The organism is Silvibacterium acidisoli, from assembly GCA_022870745.1.
Lineage (GTDB): Bacteria > Acidobacteriota > Terriglobia > Terriglobales > Acidobacteriaceae > Silvibacterium.
The window spans coordinates 2,374,604-2,395,347 of the sequence record CP085323.1 but is presented as its reverse complement, the minus strand read 5'-3'; the positions used below and the strand labels follow the sequence as shown (position 1 = coordinate 2,395,347).

19 protein-coding genes are annotated in these 20,744 nt (G+C 54.5%); 13 read left to right on the top strand and 6 right to left on the bottom strand.

Annotated elements, in window-relative coordinates:
* Positions 1–138 precede the first annotated feature (138 nt).
* The 9 genes from LJD29_RS09945 to LJD29_RS09905 all read left to right on the top strand — a co-directional run bounded on the left by LJD29_RS09945 (position 139) and on the right by LJD29_RS09905 (position 7,717).
* Positions 139–624 carry a TIR domain-containing protein gene (locus tag LJD29_RS09945; protein WP_446745604.1) on the top strand — a complete coding sequence of 162 codons (486 nt, stop codon included), beginning with the start codon at positions 139–141 and terminating at the stop codon, positions 622–624.
* Between the two features lie 3 nt (positions 625–627).
* A complete protein-coding gene (locus LJD29_RS09940; protein WP_446745603.1) occupies positions 628–1,275 on the top strand; it encodes an Nmad2 family putative nucleotide modification protein in 648 nt (215 codons plus the stop codon).
* Positions 1,276–1,383: 108 nt separating this feature from the next.
* Positions 1,384–1,665 (top strand): phosphopantetheine-binding protein, encoded by a 282-nt coding sequence (locus LJD29_RS09935; RefSeq protein ID WP_446745602.1) that lies wholly within the window; start codon positions 1,384–1,386, stop codon positions 1,663–1,665.
* The gene (locus LJD29_RS09930) at positions 1,662–2,009 is read left to right on the top strand and encodes a helix-turn-helix domain-containing protein (protein WP_446745601.1); all 348 of its coding nucleotides are present in this window, start codon (positions 1,662–1,664) and stop codon (positions 2,007–2,009) included. Before LJD29_RS09935 ends, LJD29_RS09930 begins: the two co-directional genes overlap by 4 nt.
* On the top strand, positions 2,006–2,872 hold the full coding sequence (locus LJD29_RS09925; RefSeq protein WP_446745600.1) for an ImmA/IrrE family metallo-endopeptidase: 867 nt from the start codon (positions 2,006–2,008) through the stop codon (positions 2,870–2,872). The genes LJD29_RS09930 and LJD29_RS09925 overlap by 4 nt, the downstream gene beginning before the upstream one ends.
* Complete coding sequence (locus tag LJD29_RS09920; protein WP_446745599.1) at positions 2,865–3,656, top strand: hypothetical protein; 792 nt, start codon at positions 2,865–2,867, stop codon at positions 3,654–3,656. The genes LJD29_RS09925 and LJD29_RS09920 overlap by 8 nt, the downstream gene beginning before the upstream one ends.
* On the top strand, positions 3,656–5,341 hold the full coding sequence (locus tag LJD29_RS09915; RefSeq protein ID WP_446745598.1) for a nucleotide kinase domain-containing protein: 1,686 nt from the start codon (positions 3,656–3,658) through the stop codon (positions 5,339–5,341). Before LJD29_RS09920 ends, LJD29_RS09915 begins: the two co-directional genes overlap by 1 nt.
* A gap of 548 nt (positions 5,342–5,889) precedes the next feature.
* Positions 5,890–6,678: a hypothetical protein gene (locus LJD29_RS09910; protein ID WP_446745597.1), complete on the top strand. Its 789-nt coding sequence runs from the start codon at positions 5,890–5,892 to the stop codon at positions 6,676–6,678.
* A 202-nt stretch (positions 6,679–6,880) separates the two neighbouring features.
* Complete coding sequence (locus tag LJD29_RS09905) at positions 6,881–7,717, top strand: thymidylate synthase (RefSeq protein ID WP_446745596.1); 837 nt, start codon at positions 6,881–6,883, stop codon at positions 7,715–7,717.
* A 20-nt stretch (positions 7,718–7,737) separates the two neighbouring features.
* On the opposite strand, the gene LJD29_RS09900 is transcribed toward LJD29_RS09905, so the two are convergent.
* A complete protein-coding gene (locus tag LJD29_RS09900) occupies positions 7,738–8,412 on the bottom strand; it encodes a dCTP deaminase (RefSeq protein ID WP_446745595.1) in 675 nt (224 codons plus the stop codon).
* 638 nt (positions 8,413–9,050) lie between these two features.
* On the opposite strand from LJD29_RS09900, the gene LJD29_RS09895 reads away from it, so the two are divergent.
* Both LJD29_RS09895 and LJD29_RS09890 read left to right on the top strand, forming a co-directional pair.
* Positions 9,051–9,368, top strand: coding sequence for a helix-turn-helix domain-containing protein (locus tag LJD29_RS09895; protein WP_446745594.1), 318 nt, complete (start codon positions 9,051–9,053; stop codon positions 9,366–9,368).
* Entirely contained in the window at positions 9,346–10,593 is a 1,248-nt protein-coding gene (locus tag LJD29_RS09890; protein ID WP_446745593.1) for a type II toxin-antitoxin system HipA family toxin, read from the top strand. Before LJD29_RS09895 ends, LJD29_RS09890 begins: the two co-directional genes overlap by 23 nt.
* Positions 10,594–11,045: 452 nt before the next feature.
* On the opposite strand, the gene LJD29_RS09885 is transcribed toward LJD29_RS09890, so the two are convergent.
* The 5 genes from LJD29_RS09885 to LJD29_RS09865 form a co-directional block, all read right to left on the bottom strand.
* Positions 11,046–11,321: a hypothetical protein gene (locus LJD29_RS09885; RefSeq protein WP_446745592.1), complete on the bottom strand. Its 276-nt coding sequence runs from the start codon at positions 11,319–11,321 to the stop codon at positions 11,046–11,048.
* Between the two features lie 89 nt (positions 11,322–11,410).
* On the bottom strand, positions 11,411–13,453 hold the full coding sequence (locus LJD29_RS09880) for an eCIS core domain-containing protein (protein ID WP_446745591.1): 2,043 nt from the start codon (positions 13,451–13,453) through the stop codon (positions 11,411–11,413).
* 202 nt (positions 13,454–13,655) lie between these two features.
* Positions 13,656–14,834: a glycoside hydrolase family 27 protein gene (locus LJD29_RS09875; protein ID WP_446745590.1), complete on the bottom strand. Its 1,179-nt coding sequence runs from the start codon at positions 14,832–14,834 to the stop codon at positions 13,656–13,658.
* An 81-nt stretch (positions 14,835–14,915) separates the two neighbouring features.
* Positions 14,916–15,806, bottom strand: coding sequence for an aldo/keto reductase (locus LJD29_RS09870; RefSeq protein ID WP_446745589.1), 891 nt, complete (start codon positions 15,804–15,806; stop codon positions 14,916–14,918).
* A 69-nt stretch (positions 15,807–15,875) separates the two neighbouring features.
* Positions 15,876–16,607, bottom strand: a complete 732-nt coding sequence (locus LJD29_RS09865) for a PIG-L deacetylase family protein (protein WP_446745588.1) — start codon at positions 16,605–16,607, stop codon at positions 15,876–15,878.
* 290 nt (positions 16,608–16,897) lie between these two features.
* Here LJD29_RS09865 and LJD29_RS09860 point away from each other — a divergent pair, with 290 nt between their 5' ends.
* Positions 16,898–18,019, top strand: a complete 1,122-nt coding sequence (locus LJD29_RS09860) for a homocysteine S-methyltransferase family protein (protein ID WP_446745587.1) — start codon at positions 16,898–16,900, stop codon at positions 18,017–18,019.
* Entirely contained in the window at positions 18,016–20,742 is a 2,727-nt protein-coding gene (gene metH, locus LJD29_RS09855; RefSeq protein WP_446745586.1) for a methionine synthase, read from the top strand. Before LJD29_RS09860 ends, metH begins: the two co-directional genes overlap by 4 nt.
* Positions 20,743–20,744: the final 2 nt, after the last annotated feature.

Genomic DNA, 20,744 nt, shown 5'->3' with positions numbered 1-20,744 from the left:
CGTTCTTCGCCCTATCGATCCAGCTTCTTGCCTTGGCGAACACAAGGCGAATACAATATTGATTTGATCGACATTGCGTGTGCCCACGCAGGGCGTCCGGAATGGAATATATGAGTTGTGAAGCCTTCGGAGCCCAGAATGACTCGACGCCACGTTTTCATCAGCCACCATCACGCCGACGATAACAAAGTTGATCAACTCACAGACCTTTTAAACAAAACTGGTAGCGATGTCCGAAACAGCTCCGTTCGGATGAAACCCGCAAACCAACGTCGGATGGATGAGGGACGCGTAAAGGACGAGACGATCCGTCGTCTTCTTCGCATGAAGATCTCCTGGGCCTCCACCGTAGTGGTTTTAATAGGGAAAGACACACATACCCGCCCCTGGGTAGATTGGGAGATTACCCAGGCGGCTAAGCAGGGCAAACGGATCGTCGGCGTATACGCTTACGGTGGAACTGATGCTGAAAAGCCGGCAGCGTTAGAGCGCTACGGATCAGCTGTCGTCGCTTGGAACACGGACAGTATCATCGACGCTATCGAGGGCAAGAGCAACCAATTTCAGAATTCGGACGGAACGACGCGAGAAGCTGTTCACCCGAATACGACGAGGGTGTGCTGAGCCGTGGCAAAGGTCTACATGTACGTTGTCGACCGTGACTTTGGTTTCGCTCCCAATCCGTTTCATGGCTGCTGCACTCTTGCAACTTGCATGCCTCGTATTCGGGCGAAGGCGCAGGTGGACGATTGGGTGGTCGGTATGGGCGGCTCGCGGTTAAAAGCCACTGGCCGATGCGTTTATGCGATGCGAGTAACAGAAACGTTGTCGTTCAACGAATATTGGACCAGCTTAGAATATTTCGACAAGCGCCCCGTGAGGAATGGCAGTAGCGTCATGATGGTTGGCGATAACATCTATCATCGCGATCAGCCGAACGAACACTGGCAACAGTTAGATTCACATCATAGTAACCCAGACGGAACACCGAATCCACTGAACATCAATAAGGATACAAGTGCAGACAGGGTTCTTGTGTCTCGTGACTATTTCTATTTTGGAGTGACTGCACCTACTGTTGCACCCGATGTACTAACGGTGCTCGGATATAAGAATGGTATCGGACATCGAGTTTTCACAGGTTTGCAATGCTCAACCTTCCTTCGTTGGCTCAGCACTGACTTCAAGAACACCCGCAACATTGTCACAGGCGACCCCTTCGACTTCGATCAAAGCGACAAGCGCTATTCAGGTAAAGGTAGCTCTTTGCGTTAGATATTGAAGTATAGATAAAGTCGGACAGGCCTAAATTTGCCTCTTTACATGGTTCTTGTCATATGTGGTAAGATTTTCTTACCGGAATGAGCGAGTTGAGGTGACGTCATGAGCGAGCTTGAGGTTCAAGGGGTAATCATTGCAACTTTAGAGGAGTTGCAGGAAGGATTGGGCACTGACTCTTCCGAAATTACTCAAGGCACTAAACCACTTCTGGACTTAGATTTCTTCGATAGTTTGCTCGGTATTGAAACCACTTTGGTGTTAGAAGAGCGTCTCGGGATTTCCTGTGCAGTCGATACCATCTTTAAGGACAAGGAAACAGGCGAACCTCTCGCCATTGCACAGATTGCTTCTCTTCTTTCCGCTGTGTCAAAGGTGACAGCTTGAGTACCCACGAGAACATCAGGGTGGAGATAGCTGGCCGACTGCGTACTGCCCGCGAAGCGGCCGGATTGAGCCAGGGACAAGTTGCAAAAATACTAAATCTTCACCGCCCGACTGTAACCGAGATCGAGGCGGGCCGACGGAAAGTGTCAGGAGAAGAACTGACAAGATTCGCGGCGCTCTACCGCGTCGGCGTCGAATGGTTAATTGGTACTCCGGATGATACGGATGCCGCAGAAGATCGGATTCTACTTGCCGCCCGCGAACTCTCGAAGATGAAGGATCAGGATTTGGATCAGTTGATGTCGCTCCTCCAAATGATCCGGAAAACGAAGGAGCCGAAATGAATCCAGAGCGCCAGAGACTTGCGCTCAGGGCTTCTTCCGCTGCCCTGAAAGCCCGTAAACAGGGCAACATTGCTTCTGGCGCCCCATGCAACGTATTCGATCTAGCCATTGAGATGGGCATTGAAGTCCGGTTCGCACCATTGCCATCTGCAGAAGGCGTCTATTCACCAGGGAAACCTGTAATTGTCGTTTCGTCGTTACGCCCGCAAGGACGCCAATCATTTACCTGTGCCCACGAATTAGGCCACCACATCTACGGTCACGGTGAGCAGTTTGACGAGCTCGTGGAGGAACGGGGGAACAATCGCCGCTACGACCCGAAAGAGTTTGAAGCTAATTGCTTCGCATCCGAACTCCTGATGCCGAAGACGACACTGTTGCGGGGCCTGGCCGCTCGTGGATGGAATGTGAAGAATCTATCAGCGGAGCAGTGCTACCGGATTGCGTCATGGCTAGGAGTCGGATACGTAACCTTGATTCGTCATCTGCACCTCGGTATGGAACTTCTCACTCGGCAAAAAGCTGCTGATCTCGAGCAGATTAAGTTGCCTCAGATTCGCGAATCTATACTCGGCGAAAAGACCAAAGAACATCTCGTGCTGGTTGATGAATGCTGGAACGGTCGGCCGATTGACGCCCGCGTGGACGATCTTATCCTTTTGCCCAGCAGCTTTCAGGTTGAAGGCAACAACGTCACGCAAGTGCGAAATTTTCCGGGTGGATGCTTGGTGAAGGCCATCAGGCCAGGTATCGGCCGGGCCACTCTGCCGCACACCACTTGGGCGCAATACATTCGCGTTAGTCGTAAGGAATTCAAGGGCCTGGCAATGTTTCGCCATCTTGAGGAGGTTGAGGATGAGTAAGCTCTATGTTGCGAAGAGTCAAAATCTGTCAGTTGCATGGATCGAAGTGTTTAACCATTTGATGCAACCGGGCGTCTCCGACCTATCTCCGGCGGTTATCTCGATATCCGACTTCGACGAGCGTTCACTTCCGCGTGAGGTACTCGGCGTTCAGGAAGCCATCGATGGAGTGAATAAGCAGACATGCCGCACAATTGCGAGCACGATATTTCCGAATTCGTTGTGGACTCCTAGTACGACGGAGAATGCGAAGATTCTCTATGAGCGCTATGAACGCATTTGGAAGACGATCTCTAAGTGCCCCGCCAATAGCAAAGGCGTCTACTTCAGGCGCATGACATCCTACAAACCAATAGGTGCACCTCCAGAGATGAAGCCCATAAACCAGTTGGCTCACGTCATACATACCTTCAATGGCGGCAACCATCGACACAGCGCGTTGCAGGCGGCAATCTTTGACCCAACTTGCGATCACACTAACAGTCCTAGGCGCGGCTTCCCATGTCTTCAACAAGTGGCATTCAACGCTTCTGATGGCGATTTGCAAGTCACAGGCTTTTATGCACTTCAGCACCACATGCCCAAGGCCTATGGCAATTATCTGGGGCTTTGCTGGCTTGGCCGTTTCATGGCTCAGCAGATGGGATTGCACCTCGCCCATGTCACTTGCATCGCATCGTCGCTCAAGCTTCCATCCGGCGAGGGGTATACCAAGTCAGGTCTAAAGCCATTAAAGGATTCCCTTAATCAGATTCTAGAACTTCATGAGCAAGAGGCGGCATAGTGCAGCAAGTTGGACAGCTATTTGTGTTTGAAGGACCGGACGGGGTGGGTAAAACCGAACTGTCGGAGCAATTCACCGCGCTGTTGAACGAGAAGGGTATTCGTGCGCAACGTCTTTCCTTTCCTGGTAGAGAGGACGCAACATTAGGAAAACTAGTCTACGATCTACATCATGACCCTCAATCGCATGGAGTCGCGCACATAAAACCGTTGAGTATGCAGCTCATGCATATTGCGGCGCATCTCGACGCAATCGAATCCATCATTTTGCCCGCCTTGCGTGCTGGTATCTCCATCGTCTTGGATAGGTTTTGGTGGTCCACAAAAGTTTACGGATTGGCATCTGGGATTAGTAGCAACGCTCTTAGTCAGATGATTCAGATCGAGATCGCCGCATGGGAAGGGTTCCTTCCCGCAACCATCTTCCTTATCCGTCGAAAGGAGCCACTGCGCCCGGAAAGCCGACGAACATGGGAACGATGGCGCGATCTATACGCCGATCTTGCGCTAGATGAAAAACTTGCCCCAGTGATCATTGTCGATAATGACCGATCTGTTCAAGAGGCAATTTCGCTCCTCGTTCCAGCCATTGATGGATCGAGTCAACCTCAGACCCAGATCGAAACAAATAGTCAAATGACGTTGCACTTGACCGCGAAGAAGGGCATAAGGATTGGGTCGCAAGGGATCACTATCGCGAACGCACTTTCTCCAGCCGTTCCAACAGTCGCCTACGATACGTATTGGCGCTTCGCGGCGGAGCGGCAGGATATTTTCTTTAGACGGCTCGGAGGTCAAGCCCCCCCTTGGACAACCGACAGCATCTTCTCTGAATTCAAATTCACCAATGCCTATAGAGCATCCGACCGCGTCAGCCAATTCCTGATCAAGGAGGTCATATACGAGGGTGATCAGTCAGAAGAAGAACTTTTCTTCCGGACGATTTTGTTTAAGCTGTTCAACAAAGTAGAGACATGGCGTCTCTTGGAAGCGACTCTGGGCCAAATCTCGTATAGAGATTTTGACTACGATACTTATGATGCCGTCCTTTCGCGAGCGATCAACGGCGGCACAACAATCTATTCAGCAGCGTACATTATGCCGTCAGGAAGCAAGGCGTTTGGGACGACGCGAAAGCATCGGTCCCATCTACGGCTATTACAGCAGATGATGGAAGACGAACTCCCATTGCAAGTCGCAGGCAGCAAAACGATGCTCGACGCATTCACCTTGCTGCGGTCGTATCCGATGATTGGCGATTTTCTCGCCTACCAGTACGTGACAGATTTGAATTACAGCACCTTAACTGATTTCTCTGAGATGCAATTTGTAGTGCCTGGGCCCGGAGCCAAAGGGGGGATTTCCAAGTGCTTTGCGTCGCTCGGAGGGCTTTCGGAAGCGGACATAATCCGAGTCATCGCTGACCGACAAGAGGCTGAATTTGAACGGCTGGGAATAAACTTCAAGTCGCTATGGGGTAGGCCGCTACAACTCATCGACTGTCAAAATCTATTCTGCGAGGTCGACAAGTATTCTCGCGTCTTCCATCCCGAAATCACGGGAGCTTCATTGAGAACCCGAATCAAACAGAAATTCAGAGCCACATCAGCGCCAATTGACTATTGGTATCCGCCCAAATGGGGAATCAACGCAAAAATTGCGCGACAACGGACTGCTGGCCGATAGTCCTCAAATCAACAAGGACTAATGTAGCCGATCTACTGAAGATAGTGTGTCACCATGCGATTTCGGATTGTGAATGAACCTTGGATCTTGCGCGGGTATGTCCCTGAATTTATCGCATTGGTTGGCGCTCGCCTCTGGGATAAACGAACGGGTGAGATCCGACGGGCAGGTCTTTCATCGCCGTACTGTGAACGGATCGCTTCTGATTATCACTGGCTCGAGTTGCAAATCGCCGATGAAATGTCCGCTCGCGGACTAGTAGGCATGGGGCCGGAACTTGCGTCAAATCCTATTTCAATCCGTGCACTTCGATTCTGTCAGACGGTGGTAGAGGTTCACAAGTCTCTCTCGGATCGAGGGAGGAAGGCACTCGAAGGCCGATTGAGGGACGCTCTCCAGGCCACCACTGGGTTTGCTTCCGTATACCAAGAGATGGAGTTAGCCGCTCAACTTGTATCCGGTGAATATGACGTAAGTTTCCCCGACCTAGAAGGCTCGGGGAATGCGGATCTGGTGTTCCAAAAGGGCAGATGTACAGGCGCCATTGAGTGCAAGGCATTATCAGCGATGCTGGCAGAAAGATCCATAGAAAAGGATTCTACGAGTTCATGCACGCGGTGTTGCCCGAATTGTCAGCGCGAGCCTCAGGCCTAGATGTTAGCGAAGTGATCATTATCACGCTCAACGATCGTCTCCCGTCTGTGACGCCTGAGCGCAACGCTCTGATAGAGGCGACAAAGCATTTGATTATTGCGAGTGAGATCGTGACTGTGAACCGACCCAACTTTACGATCACGCGGGAACTGTATTCTGCTGCATTTGCAGATTCTGCAAATGCAACAGAGCAGAGCTTGTATAAGGAAGCGCAACGGAAGTTCGGTCAAAATTGCCATCTTGCTGGAATTCAGATGGAAACAGGAAGGTTGATCGTAATCATGCGGAGCGAAAAGCCTGATGATCCCTCGAAGGCTCAGTTGGATGCGATGAAAAAAGCGGCGATGCAGCTACCGTCAGATCTACCTGGATTCATCGCTTTGCAGCACAATGACATTAGTTCAGCAGACCTTACACTTCCACACTTCAAAGACAAGGCGGCGCTCCTAGCTGGCTATCTCTTTTTTCAAACTGGTGCGGACCATATCGCCGGAGTCTACCTTTCGTCATACGGCACCATCTCGGTCAGTGCGGACGCGTTTGGGTATGTGGGTGTCCTACTTCGGAATCCGAGTTGCCGATTTGAAGACGAAGGACTACCGTTTCAATCTGGCCTCTCGAGGGAGGTGTTCAAGCAAATCCTTACACCAGAAATAACATCCAACGCTAAACAAACGATTTGATAGCCTTTTCTGGAGGTGCAGTCTGGAAATATTTGATGGTCGCACTGCGGACCAAGCGTGGCAAAAAGCGGCGGAAGAGTTCGTAATCCGCGAAAACTGTACCCTGCAACCGGGGCGAGGAGGTTCTGCGTGGGAGTTATTGCCAGCCGCTTTCGTAATTCGCGATCCGCGCCAGCGCTGGGTCGTATCCAGATACCCAGCTATGAGTGCTCCTTTTGCCATCGTTGAGGTTATTGGAATTGTCGCGGGTCGTCAAGATTCGGCATACCTAAACTTCTTCAATCCTCGCCTGCCAAAGTTTGCAGGCGCTGGTGTGTCTTACCCTGGAGCTTACGGATATAGGCTGCGCAACCACTTCGGTGTGGATCAATTGGAGCGCGCTTGTTCTGCTTTGGCACGCAATCCTCATTCCAGACAGGCTGTTCTGCAAATCTGGGATGCCAATACGGATATACCTCTGGCGGATGGAAGTCCGACTTCGGCGGATGTTCCATGTAACCTTTGCTCCATGCTCAAACTGAGGAATGGGAAGTTGTATTGGACACAGGTTATGAGGAGCAATGACCTGTTTCGCGGCACTCCATATAACTTCGTACAATTCACCATGCTGCAGGAGTTACTTGCCGGCTGGCTTGGCGTAGCGATGGGCTCTTACACTCAATTGAGCGATAGCTTACATGTTTACGAACGTGATTTAGAGAATGTAACTTCTCGTATTCCCCTAGATGCGCCGACAAGTGAAGACAATTTGCTATTACCCAAAGACATGTCGGACTCAATATGGTCAAGCCTAAATAAAGCCGTCAATGAACTGATAGCCCCTGGACTTAGAGAGAACGATATCGTGGATATTGCAGTGTCTCCAGGCACTCCAGCAGTGCGCAACATGCTCTTGATTGTCGCAGCTGACAGTGCCAGGCGCAGAGGCTACGATCAGCTGGCGAATGATCTATCTGGTAGATGCACAAATCCGCTTTTGTCGCTTGCGTCGAAACGTTGGCATGAACGGACAAGTTATCGGAAACTGGATAATCGATGATCGTTCTGAAAACTATCGTGTCAGTGCATCCTCTGCAACAGATCCACTATTAACGCTACAAGTGCCGCAATTGCGAGTCCTCCGTATATCTTCACCAGTGTTGACAGTCGCTCCACTTCATTATGAAGACTCGCCAGTGTCAAGCTTCCGCCTCCGAGCAATTGAACATCTTGCAGCCGTATTCCATTTTTTGAGGGCCGGAAGTGTGTGTTTCCATTATCCTTGCGTGACTTTCCTGTTCGGTCAGAGGAAAGTGTCGAGAAGAAAATGGTAAATGTTGGCTCCCCGCATTTGAGGCGAATGTCTGATGGACCAACATTTTGAACTCCAAAACGAAGTTTCCCTTCAAAAGTTGGATCTACATGAAAACCGGAGATATTTACTAAGCCTTGAAATTTATATGTGCTCTTAAGGGAAATGAATGCAAGCAGCTCGTTTGGCAGAGAGACAATTTCGTGTGTCGTTAAAATTGCAAACTGCCCAGGAATGAGCGTGGCGTACGGCATGTCTTTCGTCAGGATTTGCGGTGCAGCATTACCCACCATATAGATTTCCTTACCAAGACAAAGATCATAAGATGATTGGTTGATATTGTTTTTATCAACACTCTCATGATCACCGCCGTCGTGGGGAAGCTTAATTAACTCCCCTCGATCGATATAGTCTTCAATATCCCCCTTCGCAAGAAAGCTCATCGCTTGCCTCCTATACCAATACTTATTGCATAGGAAGAAGCTAAGGTGACTACGGATACAATCAGCACGAAGAGACCGGTTAAAACTGACCAATACGCGGCGCGAACCGAATAGAACTCGGTTCTGCTTTCCGAGTCTTTATACTTCTTTCCTGCCTTTGGAATGACGTAAATCAGAACAAAAAATCCGCCAAACACCAGGAGGATTCCAATTGGCAGAGCCGAACACAGCAATATCTTCACATTCAATGAAAGCTCTCCTTTTGATTGACCATCCGATTGTACAAATTGCCGCGGCGGAACCTTGGAAAGGATTACGTGTTTTATCCGCCAGTCCTGAAGATGACCGAATATCGGATATCACTACAAGGCGTACTGTATCACCCTGCCTTTTCGGTAGGCTTTCAGGCCCCATCTGGCAGCAATCAATACGACATTCCATGTCTGTCGATGCGCCTGGTCTGACACTTCACCCGTGGATTATTCCTCGGAAGTATTATGCGCCTTCTTAGGTAGTTAGCTTTCGACTCGCTGGTCAATCGCAGAACTCTATTTTCTCCGAATAGAGAATTCTTCCAGAACCGAAGCGGGATTTGCAGTCATATATGTTATAAGATATATTCTAAGCAGGTATATCGTATGGCATATATTCAGAATCAAATCCGTCAGGCTCGTGAGGCTAGGAATTTTACCCAGGGCGACTTGGGGAAGCGTATCGGCCAACCGCAAAGCTCCGTCTCCCGAATCGAACGCGGCGGCGATCTGCGTGTGTCTACTTTACTGGAGATGGCGCGGGTTTTGGGCCTCGAACCCATGCTCATTCCCAAACGTCTTGTGCCAGCCGTACGAGCACTGGTGGAGCATGTAGCCGATGGAGGCTATTCAAAAGTGCCTACCGAAAGCAGCTCATCTCTAGCAGGAGGAGTGCCGGAAGATGCCGACGAAGAAAACAATTAACGCCAGTCGGCCTTCCGTCCTGGAGGTACGTCTCTCTGGGACCGTTGTTGGCACGATTACGAACCTGCCGAACGACCAGAATCTTTTTGTCTTCGATGCAGCCTATATTGCCGATCAGAACCGGCCTGTTCTGAGCTTGAGTTTCTACGATGCCTACGGGGAGCTTCGAACCGATGTTCGGCCAGTAACGCGCCGACTGCCTCCATTCTTTTCTAATCTTCTGCCCGAAGGACAGTTGCGGCAATATATCGCCGAGCACGGCGATATGAACGCGCAGAGAGAGTTCTTTTTGTTGTGGCTTCTCGGCAATGACCTGCCGGGGGCCATCACCGTTCACGACACCGAAGGCCGCGCACTTCCGCCTGCCCAAAGCACCCCTACTGAAGTACGCACGAAGGTCGGCAAGGATGTTCTGAGATTTTCACTCGCCGGCGTCCAGTTGAAGCTCTCGGCGGTTGGCAATCCGAATCGGCAACTCTCTATCCCCGCTTCCAGGCAGGGTGAACACTGGATCATAAAGCTGCCGTCCGCAGCGTATCCGAATCTGCCCGAAAACGAATACTCCATGATGCAGTTCGCGGGTGAAGTAGGCATACAAGTGCCGGAGGTTGGCCTGCTCCCTATGGACCGGATCGATGGCGTTCCAGAACAATGGCGGCTGTTGAAAGGGAATGCCTATTACATCCGCCGATTTGACCGTGGCGCGAAGGGAAAACGCATCCATATCGAGGATTTCAACCAGATATATGGGCAGTTTCCCGAAGCCAAATACAAGAACTACAGCTACACCAATATGGGCGCCGATCTATGGCGTCTAACGGATGAGATACAGTTCACCGAGTTCATTCGACGGCTCGTCTTCAATGCGGTCATCGGAAACAATGACATGCACTTGAAGAACTGGTCCCTTATCTATCCCGACGGCCACACGCCGCAACTCTCCCCAGCCTACGATTTCGTGTCTACCGTGCGCTATATCGCAGATGATCGCTTGGCCTTGTCTATTGCCAAAGAGAAGGCCACCAGCCAATTGGATTGGGCATTGATGGAACGCTTTGCACAAAAAGCACAGGTTCCTAGTAAGCTCGTGCTTGAAACCGCCCGTGAGACCATAGAGAGAATCATGGCACTCTGGCCTACACTCCAGAAAGAACTTCCGCTGGATCGGGAGACTCGCCGCCTGATAACGGCCCACATGAAGTCGGTCCCCCTCCTGGTGCGGTGAGTTTTCCTCCGATATCGAACTGCACGTTTGCCCAGTATTCGCGGGAAGAATTTTGTTTCTGCAGATTCCGTCATACCCGTGCTGTTCAGGCTCTGCTGCTGTTCGTGTTTCACGAACAAGCACAAAAAATGAACAACACCTCTGGGAACCAATATTGCGGGGGCTGAGTGCAGGCTCCCTCCACCTCGGATTTGAGCGATTGGGTGATACGAAGTGATACGAAAATCTTGCGAAAAACTGTCCGTTGGTGAGAAAATCCGGGACAGAAGGGTACGTCTAAGAATTCTGGCAAACCCTTCAAATTGAGTGGTTTTGCAGCTAAATTTCACAAAGTAAACGGCATAGCGATCACGGGTGTAGGAGCCTTCGAATCCCTCCGCCCCGACCATTCGAATCAGGCTTTTTCCGAGTCTTCCAGCTAAAGCTGAATCTACCCCCAATTGCCCGGCGAATTACTGGGCTTTCGAAGCGTCCTGCTGGGCTTTCGCGGCCTTATCCTGCGCGTCCATTGCTTTTTCCTGGGCCTTTGCAGCTTTGGCTTTGGCCTTTCCAGCCTTTTCCTGCGCCTTCAGCTGCTTCTTCTGGTCTTTTTCCTGCTGCTTTGCATCCTTATCCGATTGCGACGATGCCGTGCTCTGGTTTGCGTCCTGCAGTGAAAAGGCCGGAGCAACAGGCACGATCAATGCGGAGAAAAGAAACAACATGAAGACAGGACGAGACAAACGCATCTTTACACCTCGAATTGTTGAAGTACTGCTTCCCTCTACATGAGATGCGCGTGACCCCGAAATTTATTCGAACAAGAAAGGGAAGACGCTTACGGGGTGCCAAGTACATTCACGCCGTTATACCAGTCATCCGCCGCTTTCTGGCCCTGGTCGTAGAGTTGCGCGGCGTCATCGGAGTCGCCATACTCCTCTTTGAACTTCTCCCAGTTGCGCTGGTTCTCCTGCACCGTGGCCTGATAGATAAACTCCGCGCTCAATGGGTTGATGGTCTTGATATCAGCCGCAAGCGGAATGGCAATCTCCGGAGGAAGAAAACTGAGAGCTTCCTTTTCGAAGTCTGAGATTTTCTCTGCCGTATTGTTATGCGGCGCATGGTTCGCAGCATCGAGGGCGGCAAGGTCGTTGTCGAGCGCGCTTTCTCCGATGATCCATTCAACAGCCTTGGCAGTTGCGTACCCCTTGATGCCTTCTTTCACAAAGCTTTTGCCGAAGCGGGCGACCTTGGCCCAGGTAACGCTCTTCAACTCCGCCTTGAAGCCTTCCAGCAGCCCGCGAAGAATGACGCGGGCTTCCGCTGTGCCAGTGCATTCGGCAGTCTTCACAACCTGCTGTTCCGCTCCCTTCACTACCTGCTGTTCTGCCCCCTTTACAACCGACTCTCCGGCTGCCCCTGAGCTGACAGGAGGTCCCGAAGATGAGGGCGGCCTGCGATAGATGGATGTGTCGCGCCTCACCAGCGGTCTGCCCTCGCTGCTTGCCTGCGTCATCGTGCGCAGCGAGGTACGGGGCGAAGCAAGCTCAGGCGGCCCGATGAAATTGGCAGGCAGAATCTCGGCTCTCTGAAAGACGACGCCGTCGACCGACTCCACTCCATAATGTTCGGCAAATTGCCGTAGAGCAGGCACGCAACGCTCGCCGCAAACCACCTGATCGCCGACGACAGTGAGCCGCGCTCCATGAAGCTGTTGCGGGGTCAGTCTGGTTTCGAGCTGGCGAATGATGACTTCTTCGGCGTGCTCTGTTGAAGTCGTCTCTGCGAATTCAATCGCGATCCGCGTTCCCTGCGCCGTCTCTACCTGGATGCCAGCGTAGGTAATCGCGCCTGTGCCTGCCGGGGCGCCCGCGCCTGGCGTCGAAAAGGCCAACGACTTCGGCAGACGATCACGCGCTGTCTTGATCGCCTTCACTTCTGCTTCGAGCGAAGAAATCTCGGTCTTGACAGCGTCGATCTCGGCCTTGGCAGCTCCTTGTTTTTTCAGCCCGGCGAGCCTGCGGTTTCTTGTCCGGATCCTTGCCTGCGTGTTGCGGATCTGGCGTTTCATATTAGCCAGAGTCATCACAGGATCGCCCGCCTGATACGCGGAAGCGCTCAGAGGCTGCGCGCGCCGCACCAGCAGCTGGCGATGTATCTCTTCCGCCGTCAGCGACTGCCCCATCAACTCTTCGAGTGATTGACCGAAATCCTGCTCGAAAGCGGGATCGGAGAATGCCTCCTCAACACCCATCTCCTGATACCAGGTCTCTTCCGCTTCTTCCGCTTCCGTCAGGGGGCCATGGGTTTCGTTATATGGCGCTCGCTGCAGCATGGGAACGCCGGCGTCCTGCTGCATCACATGCGTCAACTCGTGCGCGAGCAGGCGCCGGCCGCTCACCGTGTCAGGCTGATAAGCTCCAGGACCGAAAACGATGTGTTTGCCGTAGGTATACGCCCTGGCCTTCAGCGCACTCGCAGATTCCGCGGCGACGTCTCCGGAGTGAACACGGACAGCACTGAAGTCATATCGGAAGATCGATTCGAGACCTTCACGCGTCTCACGATTGAGCGGATGCGACGGAGAGGCAAGTGCCGGGCTAATCTGCTCCGCGTCCACACGCGCATGTGACGAATGAGGCCGTGCAGCCACGGCTGATTCCGGCCGCGAAAGCCTTAAGCCGGAATGCATCGCTTCCTGCTCCGCCGCATCCGACTGATGGCTTACGGGGATGGTTCTTCTGCCGTCAGGGAAACGTGTAGAGGCAGGTGAGGGAGCGCGCAGACCGGCGTGCGTTTCGACAGTGTTCGCGTGCGCCGGAACCGGCTTGCGCTTCGCAGCCGGCCCGGTTGAAGCGACTACGCGAGTAGGAGTGCTCATGGCTTAGCTCCTGAGCCGCACAGGTGCGTGAGATTTATCTCCGATTCCGTGGCCACGCAGAGGATTGCTACCAGTCAGCTTGTGACAATAGCGGCGGTTCGGCGGCTGATCCTGCGTCAGACCCAGAATTATAAGTTTGCAGCCCGCAACTGTATACGAAGAAGCTTCAACCTACTCATTCGCCATCAGTTTGTGAAAGCTGTTATTTTCGCAGCACCCACAACTGCGCACTGTGCGGTTCCATCCGCATGGCATGACGCACCGGCCAGCGTCCCAGGTCTTTTCCTGACCAGACATCGTGAACGGTCGCGCCTGAACCCAGACCTGCGTCGGCTAAGTCGAGCAAAATATCTCGCGGACTTGCATCGGCGCTGACCACGGCAACTGCCGTCGATCCATCGGCGAGCGGCTTCTTCCAAAAGCTGATATCTCCCCGCTGCCAGATCCGTTCCGCGGATTTTCCCAGCGCGTCCTGATCGATGGCAATCGCCTCGCGGTTCATCAACAGGCTGCGATCCTCTTCAGACATTTTGCTGAGATCATTCCCTGCGAGCAATGGCGCGCTCATCATCACCCAGAGAGTCATGTGCGTGCGGTATTCCGAGAACTTCATGCCGCCGTTGCCGATCTCGAGCATGTCCGGATCGTTCCAGTGTCCCGGCCCCGAAAAGGATGCGATGGGAACATTTGCATAGGCGATCAACATCATGCGGTAGTAGTTATCGGAGATATCGTCGGTCGTGCGCCACATCTGGCCCTTCACCTGCGGGCCAAACTTCCAGGGCTCGGCGAGACCGTACTGGCAGAGGCTATAGACAATCGGCCGCCCGGTTGCCTTCAGCGCGTCGCCCATCTTGCGATACGCCTCGATCATCGCCCTGAACTCAGCATCGGCATCATCGGGATGCGCCTCGCGTATCTTCTCCATGTCGTCCTGGTACGAGCAGAGATCGTACTTCAGAAAATCGACGCCCCACTTCGCATAGGTCTGCGCATCCTGTGTTTCGTGACCGAGGCTGCCTTCATATCCTCCGCAGGTTTTCGCACCCGGCGAGGAATAAATGCCGAACTTCAGCCCTTTCGAATGCACGTAATCCGCGAGCGCTTTCATGTCAGGGAAGCGCTCATTCGGATGAATGATGCCGTTCGCGTCGCGCTTGCCCTGCCAGGTATCGTCCAAGTTCACGTAGACATATCCAGCGTCGCGCATGCCTGTGCTGACGAGCTGATCCGCTGCTGAACGCACATCGGCGTCGGTGACTTTGCCTCCGAAATGGTTCCAGCTGTTCCATCCCATGATTGGGTGTTCAGCCGGGGACTGCGCCTCTGCAAATCCGAAAGAAACCAGTGCAAGTAAAGCAGCAAAAACAGCCTTAATCATTCCTTCTCCCTTAAGTCGAAATCATCTGACATGAAAAGAGGCGACCGCGAGGCCGCCTCTTTTCAAGACGAGCGCAGGACGCTATGCCAGCGCCTGGTTGATGTTGCTGATCGCTTCGTCGATCTCCTGCGTATTCTTGAAGCCCACGGTCGCGGCATCGATGCCGGCGTGATTGAAAGCGTAGCGCATGGCAGCGAGGCGATCTTCGTGCTTCGTAAAATCTCCGGCGCCGACAAGCTTCATGCTGATCACGCCCATGCCATCTTTCTTTACCTGCCGAACGTGAGCGACAACTTCAGACACATTGTCCGGGTTGTTGTTGTCCGCATAAGTCGGGCCGTCCATGCGCGTCCCGTTGTGATTCATGCGGATCATCGCCACCTGCAGCCACTGGTTGCCGGGCATCTGGCGCAGCGCCGGAAGACCATGAACAGAAGCGCCGCGAGTATGAATCATCTGCTTCTGTTGCGCTTCAAGCACGCCATCCTGCCAACGCGAGGTGGTCGAAACCCAGTCCGAGGTGTGCTGCCAGTGCAGCAGCATGATGTCGAAGTAATCGGTCTGCGAAGTCTTGCGCATTTCGTCAAAGCGCTTCAGTGGATCGACGCCCTCATCGGTCGTCACCTTGGTCATGAGCTGGTAGCTGTCGCGCGGAAAAGGCTTGAGCGCCTCGCCCAGCATGGCCGGAGTTACATAGGCCTCGGCGGTCTCGTAGAAGCGGATGCCATGGTCGTAGGCGTAGTGAACCAGCCGATTAAACTCCTTTTGTCCGAGTTCGGCCTGAACGTGTCCGTTGTTGGTGCCGGTTCCAAAGGCAAGCCGGGTCACCTGCAGACCGGATTTGCCCAGGGTCACCTTGTCTGTCGCGCTGCCGGGCGTCGCGCCATAGAGCGGGACGGAACCGACGCTGGCCATGGTTCCGGCAGCAAGCGAGGTCTTGAGAAAATCACGGCGGGAAAACGGGTTCATCATGAACCTCCGGAGGCTGAGAGTCAGCTCGCAGAAATGGTACCACCAACAGGCAACGCCATTCAGCAGCGATCAGCGCAGAATCCCCGCCAACAGATCCGACGGGCTTCCCCGCAACATGAAAAACGCCTCTGCCCGCTGCGACCCGCTCTCAATGCCACGAAAGGCAGCTACCTGATCCTGCATGGCGTAGTAGCGGTCGGGCGTCTGCGAAGCATGGGCATAGCAGGCGGCGCGCTTCACTGCCTCAGTCGAAGAAATGTCGATATAAGTCGCAGGCGAATACTGCTGCGTGTCCTCGCCGTCGGAGACCTCGTATGCGTAGAGTGCAAACTTTTTCTTCCCCTGCAGCCACGCGTCGTAGGTCAGGTTCCAGCAGGCGCGGTGGTCGCGGTGGTTATCGATCGGCCAGTGGGTCAGCACGATATCCGGGTTAACCTGCTCAAGTACCTTGCGATAGGCCTCGTAATGCTCCTCATCAACAATCGCATGACCGTTCTTCTGCCCTGCATACAGGCGCTTCGCCTTCAGGATCTCGCACGCCTTCCGCGCTTCTTCAAGCCGCTCGGCTGCTGAGGTTGGCGGCCAGTCTCCCTCGTTGAGATACAGCAGCGTCACCTCGTGCCCCAGAGCAGTTAACCGGGCGATCGTGCCTCCGCAACCATATTCAGGGTCGCCTGGATGGCCTCCGCAGACCACGATCTTTTGCTTTTTCGTCGCCGTATCCTGCGCCCTGGACGGCACAGCAGCAACCGCGGCCGCGATTGCCGCTCCTGAAACCATCTGCCTTCGAGTGATCGCCAATGCTGCCCTCCCTGTTTCTGCGGCGACAGCTATTCGAACCTGACAGGGGGTGGAATGGCAAGCGCAAGCTTCGGCAGGCCAGCAGGTTAGAACCCGCCCGACATCTGCGACCCGATGTGCCGCCTGGCGAAGAATCCTTTCGGTGAATGCGATAATCAATAGAAGTGCCTCCCGGCATAACGCCGCAGGCAATGCCATAGCCGGACAGCGTGTCACGCTGAAGTCGAAGGTTGTGCAGCAACCCATTTCTGACTCGCTCTACGCTTCTGGCTCGTTTTACCAGGGACAAAATGAAGACCGCACAACAACATCCTCTTGCGAAGATTCTTTCCGAACGCATAGCGATCATCGACGGCGCCATGGGCACCACCATCCGCACCTACGGGATGACGGAAGCCGACATACGCGGAGATCGCTTCAAAGACTCGCAGAAGGACCTGCTGAACAACGGCGACCTTTTCAGCCTGACCCAGCCGGAGATGATCTGCGACATCCATCGCCGCTTCCTCGAAGCCGGCGCCGACATCATCGAGACGAACACCTTCGGCGCGACCAGCATCTCGCAGAGCGAGTTCTTCGTCGACGATCCGCGCGAGACCGGCGGCCGCAAGGATCCGGCTTTCTACCAGAAGATCATCGAAACGCCATTCCTCAACGACCTTGCGTGGGAGATTAACGAACAGTCTGCACGCCAGTGCCGCGAATGGGCCGACCGCATCGCCAACGCCACAGGCCGCCAGCGCTTCGTTGCCGGAGCCATCGGGCCGCTCACCGTCTCGCTTTCGAATTCGCCTGACGCTGACGATCCCGGCTTTCGTGTCGTGACCTTCGACCAGGTGAAGGACGCCTACAAGCACCAGATCCGCGGCCTGATCGCAGGCGGATCGGACACGCTTCTCGTCGAGACCATCTTTGACTCGCTGAATGCCAAGGCCGCGCTGGTAGGCATCAAGGAAGTCTTCGATGAGGACGGCAAGGAGCTGCCCATCATGATCTCTGCCGCCGTCGGACGCGGTGGTGAGACCATGATCTCCGCACAGACCGTTGCAGCTTTCTGGAATGCCGTGCAGCATGTGAACCCGCTGTCTGTGGGCCTCAACTGCTCGCTCGGTCCTGACCTGATGTATCCGTTCCTCGAAGAGCTCTCCGAGAAAGCAGACGTGGCGATTTCCGCCTATCCCAACGCTGGCCTGCCGAATCCCCTGTCGCCGACGGGCTTCGACTTCAAGCCTGAAGACATGGCACGCTATCTTGGCGAGTTCGCAGGCGGCGGCCTGATCAACATAGCAGGCGGCTGCTGCGGCAATACGCCGGAACACATCGCCGCCATCGCGCAGGCGCTCGATGGGCGTCCACCACGCCACCTGCACACTCATCACGCCGAACCGGCTCTTGGAAAGATCAGGGCATGACCGCAGCTATCGCAGAAACCATAGAAGCAATCCCTCTTCGTCTCTCCGGCTCGCAGCCTTTTACGCAACAGCCCGGTGTCTTCATCATGATCGGCGAGCGCACCAACGTCGCCGGATCGCCGCGCTTCGCAAAGCTGGTCAAGGAAGGCAAGTACGAAGAAGCCGTAAGCGTCGCACGCCAGCAGGTAGAGAACGGCGCAAACGTCATCGACATCTGCATGGATGAGGGCATGATCGACGGCGTAGCCGCGATGACCCGCTTCCTGCAACTGCTTGCGTCGGAGCCAGAAGTCGCGAAGGTTCCCTTCATGGTCGACTCCTCCAAGTGGGAGGTGATCGAGGCCGGCCTCAAGTGCCTGCAGGGCAAGGGCATCGTCAACTCGATCTCGCTGAAGGAAGGCAAGGAGAAGTTTCTCCAAAACGCCCGCACCATCCGCCGCTACGGCGCAGCGGCGGTGGTCATGGCCTTCGACGAACAGGGACAGGCCGCAACCTACGAAGACAAGACCCGCATCTGCCAGCGCGCCTACAACATCCTCGTCGACGAAGTCGGCTTTCCGCCCGAAGACATCATCTTCGATCCGAACATCCTCACCGTCGCGACCGGCATGGAAGAGCACAACAACTATGCCGTCGACTTCATCCGCGCGACGCAATGGATCAAGGAGAATCTGCCACATGCCAAGGTAAGCGGCGGCGTTTCCAACATCTCCTTCAGCTTCCGCGGCAACAACAAGGTTCGCGAAGCGATGCATGCGGCCTTCCTTTACCACGCGATTGCCGCAGGCCTCGACATGGGCATCGTCAATGCGGGCCAGCTCGAGATCTACGAAGAGATCGAGCCCGAGCTGAAGGTGCTGGTCGAAGACGTGCTGCTGAATCGCCGTCCTGATGCAACCGAGCGGCTGGTCGACTTCGGCGAGAAGCTCAAGGCCACCGACTCAGGCGCTGCCGTCAGCGAGAAGAAGGTTGAAGAGTGGCGCAACGGTTCGGTTGAGGAGCGCCTTGCCCATGCGCTCGTCAAGGGCATCGACACGTATATCGACACGGATACGGAAGAGGCTCGCGTCAAGCTTGGCCGCCCCATCTCTGTCATTGAAGGGCCGCTCATGGATGGCATGAGCGTCGTCGGCGATCTCTTCGGTGCGGGCAAAATGTTTCTGCCCCAGGTGGTGAAGTCGGCTCGCGTCATGAAGAAGGCTGTCGCGTGGCTGACCCCTTTCATGGAAGCCGAAAAGAGCGCAGCCGAAGCCGCAGGGCAGCAGGTAAGAACGCAGGGCAAGATCGTTCTCGCTACCGTCAAAGGCGATGTTCATGACATCGGTAAGAACATCGTGGGCGTCGTGCTCGCATGCAACAACTATGAAGTCATCGACATGGGCGTGATGGTGCCTTCGGAAAAGATTCTCGAACGCGCACGGACCGAGAAAGCCGACATCATCGGCCTGAGCGGACTCATCACTCCATCGCTCGACGAAATGGTTCACGTGGCGCGCGAGATGGAGCGCCAGGGGATGAAGCTTCCGCTGCTCATCGGCGGAGCCACGACCAGCCGCGCTCACACCGCCATCAAGATCGCGCCCCATTACAGCGCGCCCATCGTGCACGTGCTCGACGCCAGCCGCGCCGTGCCTGTCACAACCAGCCTGCTCAGTGAAGAGAGCCGCGAGAACTTCATCGCGCAACATCAGGCCGAGTACGAGAACGTACGCAGAACACACGCCGCACCGAAGCAGAGCACGGTCTCGATTGAAGAGGCGCGCTCACGCCGCACTCCTATAGAGTGGAACGCAGCGGATGTTCCTATGCCCGCCTTTACCGGCGTGCACGTCCTGGAAGACTTTCCTCTCACCACTCTGCGTGAGTTCATTGACTGGTCGCCGCTCTTCCATACATGGGAGTTGAAAGGCAGCTATCCCAAGATCCTCGAAGACGGGAAAAAAGGCGAACAGGCACGCCAGATCTTCGCCGATGCCAACGAGTTGCTTGACCGCATCATCGCGGAAAAGCTGCTGACGGCAAAAGCTGTTTACGGATTCTTCCCCGCAAACGCAACCGGCGACGATGTGGAGCTCTACACCGATGCGGCCAGAGAAGAGGTTCTCGAACGCCTCCACTTCCTGCGCCAGCAGGCCAACCGTGAAGGCAGCGAGCCTTGCCGTTCTCTCTCTGACTTCATCGCGCCGAAGGAAACGGGGCTCAGCGACCACGTTGGCATGTTTGCGGTGACGAGCGGCGTCGGCCTCAAGGAACTCTGTGAACGCTTCCGCGCCGAACACGATGACTACAACATAATCATGTCTGAGGCCATCGCCGATCGCCTGGCGGAAGCCTTCGCCGAATGCCTGCACAAACGCGTGCGCGATGAGTGGGGCTATGGCCGCGAAGAGAATCTGACACGCGAAGACATTGTCCGCGAGCGCTATCGCGGCATCCGTCCCGCGCCCGGATACCCGGCATCTCCCGACCACACGGAAAAGGGCACCATCTGGCGCCTGCTTGATGTTGAGAAGAACACCGGCATTCAACTTACCGAATCTTTTGCCATGTGGCCCGGCTCAAGCGTGAGCGGGCTCTATTTTGCGCATCCGGAATCGCGCTACTTCGACGTCGGCAAGATCGACCGCGATCAGGTGGTCGACTATCACACGCGCAAGAGCATGGAACTTGCCGAAGTAGAACGTTGGCTGGGACCGAATCTGAATTACGATCCCAGCCGATAGAA

Coding starts and splice junctions, on each gene's coding strand:
- LJD29_RS09945 (WP_446745604.1), top strand. CDS start 139: ATGACTCGACGCCACGTTTTCATCAGCCACCATCACGCCGACGATAAC.
- LJD29_RS09935 (WP_446745602.1), top strand. CDS start 1,384: ATGAGCGAGCTTGAGGTTCAAGGGGTAATCATTGCAACTTTAGAGGAG.
- LJD29_RS09925 (WP_446745600.1), top strand. CDS start 2,006: ATGAATCCAGAGCGCCAGAGACTTGCGCTCAGGGCTTCTTCCGCTGCC.
- LJD29_RS09920 (WP_446745599.1), top strand. CDS start 2,865: ATGAGTAAGCTCTATGTTGCGAAGAGTCAAAATCTGTCAGTTGCATGG.
- LJD29_RS09905 (WP_446745596.1), top strand. CDS start 6,881: ATGAGTGCTCCTTTTGCCATCGTTGAGGTTATTGGAATTGTCGCGGGT.
- LJD29_RS09900 (WP_446745595.1), bottom strand. CDS start 8,412: ATGAGCTTTCTTGCGAAGGGGGATATTGAAGACTATATCGATCGAGGG.
- LJD29_RS09895 (WP_446745594.1), top strand. CDS start 9,051: ATGGCATATATTCAGAATCAAATCCGTCAGGCTCGTGAGGCTAGGAAT.
- LJD29_RS09890 (WP_446745593.1), top strand. CDS start 9,346: ATGCCGACGAAGAAAACAATTAACGCCAGTCGGCCTTCCGTCCTGGAG.
- LJD29_RS09885 (WP_446745592.1), bottom strand. CDS start 11,321: ATGCGTTTGTCTCGTCCTGTCTTCATGTTGTTTCTTTTCTCCGCATTG.
- LJD29_RS09880 (WP_446745591.1), bottom strand. CDS start 13,453: ATGAGCACTCCTACTCGCGTAGTCGCTTCAACCGGGCCGGCTGCGAAG.
- LJD29_RS09875 (WP_446745590.1), bottom strand. CDS start 14,834: ATGATTAAGGCTGTTTTTGCTGCTTTACTTGCACTGGTTTCTTTCGGA.
- LJD29_RS09870 (WP_446745589.1), bottom strand. CDS start 15,806: ATGATGAACCCGTTTTCCCGCCGTGATTTTCTCAAGACCTCGCTTGCT.
- LJD29_RS09860 (WP_446745587.1), top strand. CDS start 16,898: ATGAAGACCGCACAACAACATCCTCTTGCGAAGATTCTTTCCGAACGC.
- metH (WP_446745586.1), top strand. CDS start 18,016: ATGACCGCAGCTATCGCAGAAACCATAGAAGCAATCCCTCTTCGTCTC.